The organism is Paenarthrobacter sp. 10L412 (assembly GCF_056395565.1).
In genome coordinates, this window is record NZ_JBFTJT010000007.1 from 87,297 (window position 1) to 100,347 (window position 13,051).

The 13,051-nt window shown below is 62.9% G+C and carries 12 protein-coding genes; 4 read left to right on the forward strand and 8 right to left on the reverse strand.

The window, feature by feature from the left end:
* Position 1: 1 nt before the first annotated feature.
* From AC1DD7_RS10730 to AC1DD7_RS10740, 3 genes are read right to left on the reverse strand one after another with little or no spacing between them, the layout of a single operon-like run.
* Positions 2–1,129 carry an Mrp/NBP35 family ATP-binding protein gene (locus AC1DD7_RS10730; RefSeq protein ID WP_477514950.1) on the reverse strand — a complete coding sequence of 376 codons (1,128 nt, stop codon included), beginning with the start codon at positions 1,127–1,129 and terminating at the stop codon, positions 2–4.
* Positions 1,130–1,132: 3 nt separating this feature from the next.
* On the reverse strand, positions 1,133–1,870 hold the full coding sequence (locus AC1DD7_RS10735; RefSeq protein ID WP_477514951.1) for a DUF1003 domain-containing protein: 738 nt from the start codon (positions 1,868–1,870) through the stop codon (positions 1,133–1,135).
* Positions 1,851–3,134, reverse strand: a complete 1,284-nt coding sequence (locus tag AC1DD7_RS10740; protein WP_477514952.1) for a magnesium transporter MgtE N-terminal domain-containing protein — start codon at positions 3,132–3,134, stop codon at positions 1,851–1,853. Before AC1DD7_RS10740 ends, AC1DD7_RS10735 begins: the two co-directional genes overlap by 20 nt.
* 76 nt (positions 3,135–3,210) lie before the next feature.
* Here AC1DD7_RS10740 and AC1DD7_RS10745 point away from each other — a divergent pair, with 76 nt between their 5' ends.
* A complete protein-coding gene (locus AC1DD7_RS10745) occupies positions 3,211–4,017 on the forward strand; it encodes a YflT domain-containing protein (protein WP_477514953.1) in 807 nt (268 codons plus the stop codon).
* 102 nt (positions 4,018–4,119) lie between these two features.
* Here the strand turns inward: AC1DD7_RS10745 and AC1DD7_RS10750 are convergent, their stop codons facing one another.
* Positions 4,120–5,703 (reverse strand): aminopeptidase P family protein, encoded by a 1,584-nt coding sequence (locus AC1DD7_RS10750; protein ID WP_477514954.1) that lies wholly within the window; start codon positions 5,701–5,703, stop codon positions 4,120–4,122.
* An 80-nt stretch (positions 5,704–5,783) separates the two neighbouring features.
* On the opposite strand from AC1DD7_RS10750, the gene AC1DD7_RS10755 reads away from it, so the two are divergent.
* A complete protein-coding gene (locus AC1DD7_RS10755; RefSeq protein ID WP_477514955.1) occupies positions 5,784–6,629 on the forward strand; it encodes a PHP domain-containing protein in 846 nt (281 codons plus the stop codon).
* Entirely contained in the window at positions 6,629–7,237 is a 609-nt protein-coding gene (locus AC1DD7_RS10760; RefSeq protein WP_477514956.1) for a MarC family protein, read from the forward strand. Before AC1DD7_RS10755 ends, AC1DD7_RS10760 begins: the two co-directional genes overlap by 1 nt.
* On the opposite strand, the gene AC1DD7_RS10765 is transcribed toward AC1DD7_RS10760, so the two are convergent.
* The 3 genes from AC1DD7_RS10765 to AC1DD7_RS10775 form a co-directional block, all read right to left on the reverse strand.
* The gene (locus AC1DD7_RS10765) at positions 7,210–8,124 is read right to left on the reverse strand and encodes a DNA-methyltransferase (RefSeq protein ID WP_477514957.1); all 915 of its coding nucleotides are present in this window, start codon (positions 8,122–8,124) and stop codon (positions 7,210–7,212) included. The two genes, AC1DD7_RS10760 and AC1DD7_RS10765, sit on opposite strands and share 28 nt — an antisense overlap.
* Positions 8,125–8,132: 8 nt before the next feature.
* On the reverse strand, positions 8,133–9,842 hold the full coding sequence (locus AC1DD7_RS10770; RefSeq protein ID WP_477514958.1) for a DEAD/DEAH box helicase: 1,710 nt from the start codon (positions 9,840–9,842) through the stop codon (positions 8,133–8,135).
* 285 nt (positions 9,843–10,127) lie between these two features.
* Positions 10,128–11,612 carry an RNB domain-containing ribonuclease gene (locus AC1DD7_RS10775; protein WP_477514959.1) on the reverse strand — a complete coding sequence of 495 codons (1,485 nt, stop codon included), beginning with the start codon at positions 11,610–11,612 and terminating at the stop codon, positions 10,128–10,130.
* Between the two features lie 41 nt (positions 11,613–11,653).
* On the opposite strand from AC1DD7_RS10775, the gene AC1DD7_RS10780 reads away from it, so the two are divergent.
* Complete coding sequence (locus AC1DD7_RS10780; protein WP_477514960.1) at positions 11,654–12,322, forward strand: ferritin-like fold-containing protein; 669 nt, start codon at positions 11,654–11,656, stop codon at positions 12,320–12,322.
* 43 nt (positions 12,323–12,365) lie between these two features.
* Here the strand turns inward: AC1DD7_RS10780 and thiE are convergent, their stop codons facing one another.
* Positions 12,366–13,049: a thiamine phosphate synthase gene (thiE, locus tag AC1DD7_RS10785; RefSeq protein ID WP_431115803.1), complete on the reverse strand. Its 684-nt coding sequence runs from the start codon at positions 13,047–13,049 to the stop codon at positions 12,366–12,368.
* Between the last annotated feature and the right edge of the window lie 2 nt (positions 13,050–13,051).

The window sequence follows — 13,051 nt, forward strand, 5'->3', positions numbered from 1 at the left end:
TTCAGCGCGGCTGGATTCCCAGGGGCATGCCGGATAGTCCCCGCGGGCGCGTTGCCAACATCCCGGCAATGCCTTCCAACGCTTTCGCAGCAGCAGTTTCGCTCGCGCCAAGGACTACAGGCTTTCCGGCATCCCCGCCCTCACGCAACCGGATGTCCAAGGGAATCTGGCCGAGAAGAGGCACGTCGCTGCCCACGGCAGCACTCAAACGCTCAGCAAGGATGGCACCGCCGCCACTTCCGAACAATTCCATGCGACCGCCGTCGGGCATTTCCAGGAAGGACATGTTCTCGATGACGCCGGCAACCTTCTGGCCGGTTTGGGTGGCGATGGTTCCGGCGCGTTCGGCGACATCCGCAGCGGCAGCCTGCGGGGTGGTTACCACGAGGATTTCGGCGTTCGGGAGGAGCTGGGCCACGGATATTGCGATATCGCCTGTTCCGGGCGGAAGGTCCAGGAAAAGGGCATCGAGGTCACCGAAGTAGACGTCCGTGAGGAACTGCTCCAAGGCGCGGTGCAGCATGGGACCACGCCACGCCACGGGCTGGTTTCCCGCAACGAACATGCCAATGGATATGACCTTCACCCCGTAGGCCACAGGAGGCAGGATCATGTCATCCACCTGCGTCGGTTTCTGCGTGATGCCCATGAGCCCTGGGACGGAGAAGCCGTGCACGTCGGCGTCCACGATACCCACGCGCAGGCCCTGGGCGGCCAAGGCACAGGCAAGGTTGACCGTGACCGAAGACTTACCCACGCCGCCTTTTCCACTGGCCACTGCGTAGACCTTCGTCAAGGACCCGGGCTTGGCGAAAGGGATGCCCCGCTGACCGCCGGGACCGCGCAGTTGTTCCTTCAGGGCCTCGCGCTGGGCGGGGGTCATGACCTTCAGCTCCACGTCAACACCGGTGACGCCTGCAATGCCTGACAACGCAGTGGTCGCGTCCGCCGTAATGGTGTCGCGGAGCGGGCAACCGGCGATCGTGAGCAGCACTGCTACATGGACGTTGCCGTCGTCGTTGGCCGACACCGACTCCACCATGCCAAGTTCGGTGATTGGACGCCGCAACTCGGGGTCAATGACGGTTGCCAAGGCAGCGTGAAGTGCCTCGGCCGATGGGGTGGTCATGGGTTACGCTCGGCTTTCAGGATTTTCGGTAGGGGCCGGCTTCGCGCTGGAGTGCTGGGGCCCCGGACGTTGCGGGCGTACTTTGGGGATCTGCTGCGTGCGTGGTCCACGCGACTTGTCCCGTTTCTCCTTGAGCTTCTCCTTGACCTTGTCGGCCGAAGACTCGCTGCCCTCTGCTGCGGCTTCGCCCTCCCGCAGTTCCTCCTGGGCATCGATGATGTCTTCCAGCAGGCTGCGGAGCTCGGCGCGGACGTAGTCACGAGTGGCTACTTCACGAAGTGCGATTCGCAGGGAAGCCAGTTCACGGGTCAAGTATTCAGTGTCTGACAGGTTCCGCTCGGCGCGCTGGCGATCCTGCTGCAGCGATACGCGGTCCCGGTCGTCCTGGCGGTTTTGGGCCAAGAGCAGAAGCGGTGCCGCGTAGGAGGCCTGGAGCGACAACATGAGCGTCAGGAGTGTGAAGCCGAGCTCCACGCGGTCGAACTGCCACTCCGTGGGCGCAAACGTATTCCATGCCAGCCAGAAGAGACAGAAGATCGTCATGTAGACGAGGAATTGCGGCGTGCCCATGAACCGGGCGAAGCCCTCGGTGGCATTGCCGAAGGCATCGGGGTTGGGGGAGAACTTGGGCAGTATGCGTTGACGCCCGCTTAGTGGCGTGTCAAGGCTGCCGGGATTGTTCGTGCGTCCAGTGGACCTGGGGGATCGGGTGGCGTTGATATCAGCCAATGCGGCCTCCAAGTTTCCTTATAGGGGCGTCGTCCTCGTGAGCGCGCCAGTCATCGGGCAACAGGTGATCCAACACGTCATCAACAGTCACCGCCCCCACAAGGCGGCCGTCGTCGTCGACGACGGGCAGCGAGTTCAGGTTGTACGTGGCCAGGGTCCGGGCTACTTCGCTGATGTGGGCCTGGTCCGACAACGGCTCAAGGTTCTTGTCAACAAGGTTTCCCAGCGGCTCCGGCGGAGGAAAGCGCAGGAGTTGTTGTATATGTACGACGCCAAGGAAGCGCCCGGTGGGCGTTTCCAGCGGCGGCCGCGCGATGAAGATGGAGGACGCCAAGGCAGGGGAGAGTTCTTCGCGGCGAACGTGTGCCAGCGCTTCGGCCACCGTGGCTTCAGGAGGCAGGATGACGGGCACTGGTGTCATGAGGCCACCTGCAGTGTCTTCGTCGTACTCCAAAAGACGCCGGACGTCTTCGGCTTCCTGGGGCTCCATGAGCTGCAGGAGTTCTTCCGCTTGGGCGGAGGGCAGTTCGGCGAGGAGGTCGGCGGCGTCGTCGGGATCCATTTCCTCCAGGACGTCGGCGGCCCGTTCCACGTCCAGCGCAGAGAGGATCTCCACCTGGTCGTCCTCGGGAAGCTCCTGGAGGACGTCTGCCAACCGCTCGTCCTGAAGTTCGCTTGCCACTTCAAAGCGGCGCTTGTCGCTCATCTCCTGCAGGGCTTCGGCGAAGTCGGCAGGTTTCAGGTCCTCATGCGTGGCAACGAACTGTGTGGCCGCCTGAGGCTCGTTATGCCCGCCGGTCTGCGCGTCCGCCCAGTCAATGATCAGGGTTTCGTTGCGGCGGAGCCTGCTCAGGGGTGACAAGGAATGCCCGCGACGGACGAAGAGCTTGCTGACGAACCAGTCCTTGGACCTGTGCTGGTCCATGGCGATGTCCTCGATGGTTGCATCTCCGCTGCCATCGGCAAGGGTGACGCGACGATCAAACATCTCCGCTACCACCAGGGTCTCAGCACCCCGTTGCTCGAAACGACGCAGGTTTACCAATCCAGTGCAGATGATCTGGGTCTGGTCGATGGAGGTGATCCGGGTCATGGGTACGAAGACCCGCTTCTTGCCAGGTACTTCCACCACGATGCCCACGACATGCGGGGCTCCGCGGCCCCCCCGGGAGAGCACGACGACGTCGCGCAACCGGCCTAAACGATCGCCCAGGGGGTCGAAAACGTCCAAGCCGAGCAGACGCGCGACAAAGACGCGTGAGGGATGTGTGCTCATGTTTACAGGCTACCGAGTCTGCTCTCTTTTAGCTGAATTCCAGCCGCTTCACATCTACATGCGACACAATGGGGCTATGTCTAACATTTTTGGTGCTCCCAAAGCCGTTGAGGAATCCCGCAGCGTACCCCAAGGTGACACTGTTGGTTCGTACACGTCATATTTGGATGCCCAAAAGGCGGTGGACTACCTCGCGGACCAGCAGTTCCCCGTCCAGTTGGTGTCGATCGTGGGCAACGACCTCAAAATGGTGGAGCGCGTAACCGGCCGCCTGAGCTACCCACGCGTTGCCTTGTCCGGCGCTTTGAGCGGCATGTGGTTCGGCCTCTTCGTCGGCGTCATGCTCTCCTTCTTCACGCCCGGTGGCGGCACTTTCTCCATCATCACCTCCGTGCTCATGGGTGCAGCTTTCTTCATGCTGTTCGGCATCGCGACGTACGCCACCCAGCGCGGCAAGCGCGACTTCACGTCCACAAGCCAGGTGGTCGCCACCAACTACGATGTCATTGTTGCCATCGAGGCAGCCCACGAAGCCCGCCGGTTGCTCCACCAACTGCCCATGAATTCCGCCCAGGCTGCCACCGGACAAGCACAAAATTACAGTCCGCCCAACGCGCCCTTCCAGCAGCCCGGCCAGGCACCTGACCGTCCTGCCACCTGGAACGATCCCTATGGCCAGCGCGGACCGGAGGCCACGGAGTCGGATGCTTCCGGCGCGCAGGCTCCTGCTGCACAGCCGGTACAGAACCCGACGCCATCACCGGTGCGCTATCCGGACCTGCCCGATGGCCGCCCCCAGTACGGCGTCCGGGTCACGGAGGGCCAGAACGCCCCCCGGCAGGAGGAACAGCGGCCTGGGAACGACGATTCCCAGAAGCAATAGCTGTCATAAGAAGCACAAAGGAAAGGCCACCGGATATACATCCCGTGGCCTTTCCTGTGTGCTGTTGTTGCCTGGGAGGGGACGGGGTCCCTTTGCTGGCGGCTAGCCAGCAGCTTCCTGGTAGATGCCGGCCATCCAGGACTCGACGTCGTCGGCCTTGCGTGGCAATGCCGCGCTCAGGTTCACGGGACCATCTGCGGTCATGAGGATGTCGTCCTCAATGCGGACGCCGATGCCACGGTATTCGGCAGGAATGGCCAGGTCTTCGTTCTTGAAGTACAGGCCGGGCTCGATCGTGAAGACCATGCCCTCCGTGAGGATTCCATCAAGGTAAAGCTCGCGCTTGGCCTGGGCGCAATCGTGTACGTCCAGGCCCAGGTGATGGCTGGTGCCGTGTGGCATCCAGCGGCGGTGCTGCTGTCCCTCGGGGCTGATGGCTTCCTCAACAGAGACAGGCAGCAGACCCCATTCAGCGAGGCGCTCGGCAAGGACCGTGGTGGCCGCTGTGTGGATGTCCCGGAATTTCACGCCCGGCCGTGCGGCGGCGAACCCCGCATCAGCGGCGTCCAGGACAGCTTCGTAGACCTTGCGCTGCACCGCGGTGAAAGTGCCGTTTGCCGGCAAGGTCCGCGTGACATCCGCTGTGTACAGCGAATCAGCCTCCACTCCTGCGTCAAGCAGCAGGAGTTCACCAGCGTTGACGGCGCCCGAGTTGCGGGTCCAGTGCAACACTGTGGCGTTGTTGCCTGACGCCGCGATGGTGTCGTAGCCGAGTTCGTTGCCTTCCTCGCGGGCACGGGCGAAGAAAGCGCCTTCAACCACGCGTTCGCCGCGCTTGTGCGTCAAAGCACGCGGGAGGGCCCGCACGACGTCGGCGAAGCCTTCCACCGTGGCGGCGACGGCGATCTTCATCTGCTCGATCTCCCACTCGTCCTTGATCAGGCGGAGTTCGGAGAGTGCTTCACTAAGCTTTTCGTCCAAAGCATCCAGCTCGCCCAAGTCAAGGTTCTCAGGATCCTTGGCCGTGTTGTAACGGGCAGTGTCCACCAAAGCGTCGATGTTCTCATCTACCTTGCGGACCAGGCGTATGGAGATGCCGCCAATTTCCGGCGCGCCCACGTTCTTGGTGATGGCCAGTTCAAGTTCGGAAATGTGCGCCGTGGGCAGAGCCAGGCGGGCTTTGAATTCTGCCAGTGTGGGCCGTGCGCCAATCCAGAATTCACCGGCGCGGGAGTCGGCGTAGAACTGTTCGGTATCGCGGCCCGCCAGGGGACGGAAGTACAGCGTCGCAGTGTGGTGACCGCCGTCGTCGCCCTTTCCTTCACCTGCCGGTTCCAGGATCAAAACGGCATCCGGCTCGTGGTCCAGGCCCAATCCGGTGAGATGGGCGAATCCGGAGTGCGGGCGGAAGCGGTAGTCGCAGTCGTTTGAGCGGACCTTGAGCGGACCGGCCGGGATAACGAGCCGTTCGCCCTTGAACAGTTCGGAAATTGCACGACGGCGGCGGGCAGCGTGGTCTGCGACGGCGTCACGAGCGGGGTTTACCTGCGGTGCGGGCGCCCAGTTGCTGGCCATGAATGCCTTGAAGGCATCGGAGGTGGGCCGCTGCGAACGGTTGTTGACGCGTTCTTGCAGGGGCTGGGAATCTGTGGATTCCGCGTACGGGGTGTTTTCGGCATCATTCACCGTTACATCGTCCCACCAGTTTCGTGAGGAGGCCAACGGCGCAACGCCCCAAGGCGGTCCGCATCCCATAGGCTGGGAAAGTGAGGATAGACCTGCATACGCACTCGAATGTTTCCGACGGAACCGAGACCCCCGCCGGGGTGATCATTTCGGCCGCAGCTGCAGGCCTGGACGTCATTGCACTGACGGACCACGATTCCACTGATGGGTGGAAGCTGGCTGCTGCCGCTGCCAAGGAGCACGGAGTCACTTTTGTTCCCGGAATGGAGATCTCGTGCCGGACGGAGCAGGGGATCAGCGTCCACCTGTTGAGCTACCTGCATGATCCTTCCCACCCCGGGCTTCTTGAAGAGATCACCAAGTCAAAGGACGCCCGGCTCACGCGCGCCGAGCGCATGGTCACACTGTTGTCCGAGGATTACCCCCTGACGTGGGACGACGTCATCCACCATGTTGCTCCTGGCGCTACCGTAGGGCGCCCGCATATCGCGGATGCCTTGGTCGCTGCTGGCGTGGTCGCGGACCGCTCCGAAGCCTTCACGTCCATCCTCACCTCGCATTCGCGATACTTCGTGCAGCACTACGCACCCGACCCCGCTATCGCCGTCGAGCTTGTCCGTGCCGCTGGTGGCGTGCCGGTCTTCGCGCACCCGGTCGCTTCGGCGAGGGGACGAATTGTGGGGGAGCGGACGTACCGGGAGATGATCGACGCCGGACTGCTTGGCCTGGAAATTGAACACCGCGACAACCCTGAAGAAGGACGTGGGTTCCTTCGCAACCTGGCGTCCGAACATGGGCTGCTCATCACGGGATCATCCGACTATCACGGAGCCGGAAAACCGAATCGGCTGGGAGAGAACCTGACATCCCCGGACGTCCTGGCACGGATCGAGGAACTCGCAACCGGCAGCACGGTTGTTCGCTGATGGATCTGCAGTTGTTCGCATCCGTGATCGTCACGCTGTTCGTGATCATGGATCCTCCCGGCACGGTGCCAATATTCATGTCTTTGACTGCCCAGATGCCTGCCCGCGACCGGAACCGTTCGGCGTTGCAGGCTCTTGTGGTGGCTACCGGCGTGATCGTGGTGTTTGCGATCTTCGGCCAGTCGATCCTCAACTACATGCACATCTCATTGGCGGCCTTGCAAGGTGCCGGGGGATTGTTGCTGGTGCTGATCGCCCTGCAGCTGCTCACAGGTTCCACCAGCGGCGAGGAGAACGCCGCGAAGTACAAGAATGTGGCCTTCGTGCCTTTGGGGACGCCATTGATGGCAGGGCCGGGCGCCATTGTTGCGGTCATGGTTTTCGTCCAGCAGTCCAGCGTCCTGTCTGAGTACCTTGCGGTCGGGCTGGGCATCGCGGTGGTGCTTTGCTCGCTCTACCTGGCCATGCGGTTCGCGGGTGTGGTGCAGCGCGTCCTTGGCGAGAACGGCGTGGAGCTCGTCACCAGGATCGCGGGGCTTTTGCTTTCGGCCATCGCCGTGCAAATGATCGCCGACGCTGTTCAGGCATTCGTGAAGGGCACGGCCTGATCCAGGGTGCCTTCCGGCAAAGGCTCCGTCCGGTGGAAGACGGCCTTGGTGCCAAGGCGCTTCCGCATGACGTCGATGGCTTGCTCGTTCTGGTCCACGCAGACGAAGTTGCGCCCCAGCTTGGCGGCAACAGCGCCGAGGGTTCCTGATCCGGCAAAGAAGTCCAGGCACCAGTCGCCCTCGCGGCTTGAAGCAGAGACGATCCTGCGCACCAGGCCTTCGGGTTTTTGGGTAGGGTAGCCGGTCTTTTCCCTGCCGGTGGGCGAAACGATGGTGTGCCACCAGACGTCCGTGGGAAGTTTTCCCCGCTCGCGTTTGGCAGGCGTGACCAGGCCGGGGGCCATGTAGGGTTCGCGGTCCACTTCAGCGTTGTCGAAGTGATACTTCGCAGGGTTCTTTACGTACACCAGGATGTTGTCGTGCTTGGTGGGCCAGCGGTTCTTGGCCCGGGCGCCGTAGTCGTAGGCCCAGATGATCTCGTTGAGGAAACACTCCCGGCCGAAGATGGCGTCCAGCATCACCTTGGCGTAGTGCACCTCGCGGTAGTCCAGGTGCAGATACAGCGTGCCGTCGTCGGCAAGGAGCCGCCAGGCCTCTACGAGCTTGGGTTCCAGGAAGGACCAGTAGTCGCTGAAGGCGTCATCGTAGCTGTGAAGGGCACCCTTGATGGTGTCGTAGGAGCGTCCCTTGAACCCGACGCGGTCGCCGTCGCCGTCCGCGTTGCGGACCATGCGTGTTTCCTGGCGGCGTTGGACCCGGCCCGTGTTGAAGGGCGGGTCCACGTAAATGAGTGTGAAGGCGCCGTCCGGCAGTGTCGGGAGGAATTCCGCGTTGTCCGCGTGCACCACCAGATTGCCGCCGTCCGGCGCCCAAACAGTTTCAGTCATTGAGGACTTTAGGCCTCGGAGTTGCCGGACTGGGCGCCAGCGGTCTCGCCGGAAACCACTTCGCCGTTACGGCGGCGCGTGCGGGTACGCCGCGTGCGGGCCGGCTTCTCGGCATTGTCGCCAGTAGCGGTGCGGGTTTCGGAGGAACCGGCAGCAGGGGCCGCATCGGCTTCGGATGTACGACGGCGGCGTGTACGGTTGCGTCCGCCCTCACCGTTGGATTCCGAGTTGGCTTCGGTGGACTTGGCTGCGTTTCCACGGCCACGGCCGCCGTCCCTGCCACGGCCGCCATCGCGTCCACCGTCACGGGATGAACCGCCGGAACGGGAGTTCTTCTTGCCTGTTTCGCCCAGGTCCTCGAGGACCTCGGCCTCGACACCGGCAAGGGTGCGCTTGTTGCGCGGGAGGCGGCCCTTGGTGCCCTCGGGAATGTCGAGGTCACTGTAGAGGTGGGGGGAAGAGGAGTAGGTTTCAACCGGCTCCGGAACGCTGAGCCCCAGTGCTTTGTTGATCAGGCCCCAGCGGGGCATGTCGTCCCAGTCGACGAAGGTGACGGCGGTTCCCTTGTTGCCGGCGCGGCCCGTACGGCCCACGCGGTGCAGGTAGATCTTTTCGTCTTCCACGCACTGGTAGTTGATGACGTGCGTAACGTCATCAACGTCGATGCCACGGGCGGCAACGTCCGTGGCAACCAGGACATCCACCTTGTTGTTGCGGAACGCGCGCAGAGCCTGTTCGCGGGCGCCTTGGCCGAGGTCGCCGTGGATCGCAGCAGCGGCAAATCCGCGGTCCACCAGTTCCTCTGCGACCTTGGCCGCGGTGCGCTTCGTTTTGGTGAAGATGATGGTGCGGCCACGTCCGCGGGCCTGCAGGATGCGGGCCACTACCTCTGTCTTGTCCATGCTGTGGGCACGGTAGATGAGCTGGCGGATGTCGCGCTTGGTGAGGCCTTCGTCGTTCGGATCGGCAGCGCGGATGTGGGTGGGCTGCGTCATGTAGCGGCGGGCCATCGCGATGACCGGGCCGGGCATGGTGGCGGAGAAGAGCAGGGTCTGGCGAACGGCCGGAGTACCTGCGATGAGTGTTTCCACGTCCGGCAGGAAGCCGAGGTCCAGCATTTCGTCGGCCTCGTCAAGGATCACCATTTTGACGTTCTTCAGGCTGAGGTGCTTCTGCTTGTAGAGGTCGATCAAACGGCCGGGGGTGCCAACCACTATCTCGACGCCCTTCTGGAGGGCGTCAACCTGCGGTTCGTAGGCACGGCCACCGTAGATCGTGGCGATGCGGGCGTTGCGTTTACGGGATGCCGTCTGGAGATCATTGGCCACCTGTACCGCAAGCTCACGGGTAGGAACGATGACCAAGGCCTGCGGTGCACCGGGGACGGCCAGCTTGGCGTAGCCGGGGTCATCCCGGCCTTCCACGCGCTGCAGTGCCGGAATGCCGAAACCGAGGGTCTTGCCTGTACCGGTCTTGGCCTGACCAATGATGTCGTGGCCGCTGAGGGCTACGGGCAGCGTCATGGCCTGGATGGGGAAGGGGTGGGTGATACCGGCATCGGCGAGGGATTCGACGATGTCGGCGCGGACGTTGTAGTCAGCGAACGATTTCTCTTCGATCTCGTGGGGCGTCTCATCAGAGATGATCGTTTCCTCGGGTTCGATGGATTCGGTGCCGGTGGCGTCCGTCAGGACTTCATGGGTGTGCAATTCACTCACAGGGAGTTTCCTTATTCATTTGGGCATTGGCGCTGCATGCTCAACGGGTGGCGGAGCCGTACCGGAGCACGAACGGGCGCGCAAGCTAATCCAGTGGAAGCCGATCGCGGGCTATCTAGTACTGGCACTGGTGACCAGCGGGCACATCTCAAGATCGCGTAGGGGCGGGCTTGTTGAGTTCAAAAATTAACTGAATCAACGACCGGGCATCCATTACTACAGGGTCAGTCTATCCTCTGGGAGCGCTAAAGCCCGGATCGGGGTCAGTTCGGGTGCTGCGGGGCTTCAGGGGAGCAGGGTAAAACGGATCTCGCGGCTGGCGATATCGGCCTTCAGGAGTTGCACCCGGACCTTGGTGCCTGATTCCAGTTCGCCGTCACATCGGGCTGTCACCGCCGGTTCGGCTATCTGGATGATGCCGAACGGCCCATTGCCGTTTCCGTTTGCCCTTCCATTGCCATTGGTCGTGCCATTGGATGGCTTGGAACCGGAGATGACCACGGCATCGAACTCTTCGCCGATGTGGTTCGCCACGAGTGCAGCTTCCACGGTGTCCATGGCCAGACGCTCCAGCCGCCCGGCCAGTTGGTCGGATGCGGCCATGATCTCAGGCAGGGATGGAAGTGCTTCCCGCGCCCACGCCGGGATCTGGTGGCCGTTGCTGAGGGCCTCGCAGATCACCAGGACAAAGCGGTCGATGAGGCGACGCAAAGGGGCCGTGGTGTGGGCATAGGGCGCGCCGATGGCTGACTGGATGATGTTGGGTGGAAGTTCGCCATCGAAAGGTGTGTATCCAGCGCCGCGGAAGAGTGTTCCTGCAGAGTGCAGGATGGCCAGCTGTTTGGGATCCGAAGCGTCAAGTGTCCGGAGGTATTCACCGTACGTGACCTCGCCGTCCCAGGGTTTCCCGAGAGCCCTGGTCTGGCGTTTGAAATGGAGCAGTGACCGTTCGTCCGGTGCCGGCATGGTGCGCAGGATGCCCACTTTTCCGTCGAGCATCAGTTGGGCCGCTGCCATCCCGGTCATCAGTGATATCTGCGCGTTCCAGTCCTCCACAGGCAGGGACGGCGCTGCCACAATCCTGTAGCCGCCGCCACCGGTTGCCTGAACGATTTCCTGCTCCGGCATGTTCAGGTTGGCGCCACCACGCAGACGTTCCAGTTCCGCCCGCTTGAGGCCAACCTCCTTGAGGAGGTCAAGCACTGGTGGGGCCGTGCCGGCATCGATCTGTTCCTGGGCACCCCTGTAACTCAGCTTGGCGCGGCTACGGACGGTGCCACGGGCCACTGACGTGGCGGATACCTCCGCATTGTGGTCCAGTTCGAAGTCCCACACGAAGGCGCTGCAGTCCTGACCAGCCAGCAGGCTTCCGGCGTTCTCGCTGATAACCTCCGGGTGCAGCGGGATCCTCCCGTCAGGAGCGTAAAACGTTTGCCCCCGCTGCCGGGTTTCGGCATCGAGTGCCCCGCCGGGAGCAACAAAGGATGGCACGTCCGCGATTGCGTAGAGGACTTTGTAACCGTCACCGGCACGTTCAATGAACACCGCTTGGTCCAGGTCGGTGGACGTGGCCGGATCAATGGTCACGAACGGAATGTCCCTGAGGTCACGGTCCGGCAGCATGTGGTTTTCCACTGCTTTCCGGGCTTCCGTCACGGCCTCGGCCGGATACTCGCCCGGGAGTTCCAGTTCGGTCCGGAGGGCTGCAAATGCCTCCGCGAGCTGGTCCGACGAGTCGTCGACGTTGGGCGAAATCCGATGATGTGACACGAAAATCAGGTTAGCCCGAAATCGCTGGATAGTCTTGGACCATGAGCACTTCCTTGGACGATAATGCTCGCGTCCAGCGCCTCTCTTCGGAGCTGCTGGGAGCCATGGCGTACGGCGAGCTCTCCGCGTTTGGCCGGTTGTCTTTCGACTCCCGGTACGCTCCCACCCTCCATGACAGGGCAGTGCTGGCAAAGATTGCCGTTGGCGCTTACGGAAACTTCGCCTTGATCAGCAGCCGGCTATCGGAGATGGGACTCGATGCCGAAGAGGCCATGCTTCCGTTCCAGCGCTCGTTTGACCACTTTCACGAGCGAACAAAGCCAGCGGACTGGTTTGAATCCGTCATGAAGGCCTATGTGATCGACACCGTGTCATCGGACTTTTACCGCATGGTCGCGTCGTTCCTTGACGGCGGGACGCAACTCTTTGTCCAGAAGGTTGCCTCCGCGGACCAAGCCACGGAAGTATTACGCGTCCTCCTGCGCAGGGCTCTGGCTGATGATCCCCGCCTTGCGTCGCGACTGGCTTTGTGGGGCCGCCGCCTCGTCGGTGAAGCGCTGACGCAAGCACAACGCGTAGGCATGGAACATCCCCAGTTAGGACCGCTGCTCAAGGGCGGCGGGGATGCGCGCACGGCAGTCAAGGCCCTCACGGCCGAGCTTGCGGAGCGGCATGGGCGACGCATGTCCGGGCTCGGACTCACGGCTTAGGAGACTTTCGCATATTCTCCGCGGCCACCAGGGCGCCGGGTGATTATCCGGCGTCGAGCGCTTCCAGCAAAGTCTTGGCCGCCGCCGTCGGATCCTCTGCCTCAGTGATGGCCCGCACCACGACGACCCGGCTCGCTCCCGCGGCAACCACCTGTTCAATGTTGCTGAGGTCGATGCCGCCAATAGCGAACCAGGGGAGGAGGACGCCACCTACGGTCTCCTCGTCCGCGCGCTTTACGGCTTCCGCGGCATATGTGACCAGGTCCAGCCCAACTGCTTCACGGCCTGGCTTTGTGGGCGTTGCCCACACCGGACCAACACAGAAATAATCCAGTCCGCTCCTGCCAGGGGAGGCAGCTATCGCGGCGTCAACCTGCTCCGGCGTATGGGTGGAGAGGCCGATCACGGTGCGGTCGTGGAGGAGGTGACGTGCGGCGCGCAGGGGGATGTCCTTTTGCCCGATATGGAACACCGGAGCCCCGGAAATACTGGCAACATCGGCGCGGTCGTTGACGGCCCACAGCCGCCCGTGCCGTTGGGCCACGTTGTGCAGAACCTCCAGGACCTCCAGCTCCTCGGCGGCCTCGAGCGTCTTGTCGCGAAGCTGGATGATGTCTACGCCGCCCTCGAACGCGGCGTCGACGAAGTCTTCGAAATCGCCCTGGCGTTTGCGGGCATCAGTGCACAAGTAGAGGCGGGCAGTGGTGTGGACATCATGCTGGGTCATGG

Coding starts and splice junctions, on each gene's coding strand:
- AC1DD7_RS10780 (WP_477514960.1), top strand. CDS start 11,654: ATGAGCACTTCCTTGGACGATAATGCTCGCGTCCAGCGCCTCTCTTCG.
- AC1DD7_RS10760 (WP_477514956.1), top strand. CDS start 6,629: ATGGATCTGCAGTTGTTCGCATCCGTGATCGTCACGCTGTTCGTGATC.
- AC1DD7_RS10745 (WP_477514953.1), top strand. CDS start 3,211: ATGTCTAACATTTTTGGTGCTCCCAAAGCCGTTGAGGAATCCCGCAGC.
- thiE (WP_431115803.1), bottom strand. CDS start 13,049: ATGACCCAGCATGATGTCCACACCACTGCCCGCCTCTACTTGTGCACT.
- AC1DD7_RS10730 (WP_477514950.1), bottom strand. CDS start 1,129: ATGACCACCCCATCGGCCGAGGCACTTCACGCTGCCTTGGCAACCGTC.
- AC1DD7_RS10740 (WP_477514952.1), bottom strand. CDS start 3,134: ATGAGCACACATCCCTCACGCGTCTTTGTCGCGCGTCTGCTCGGCTTG.
- AC1DD7_RS10765 (WP_477514957.1), bottom strand. CDS start 8,124: ATGACTGAAACTGTTTGGGCGCCGGACGGCGGCAATCTGGTGGTGCAC.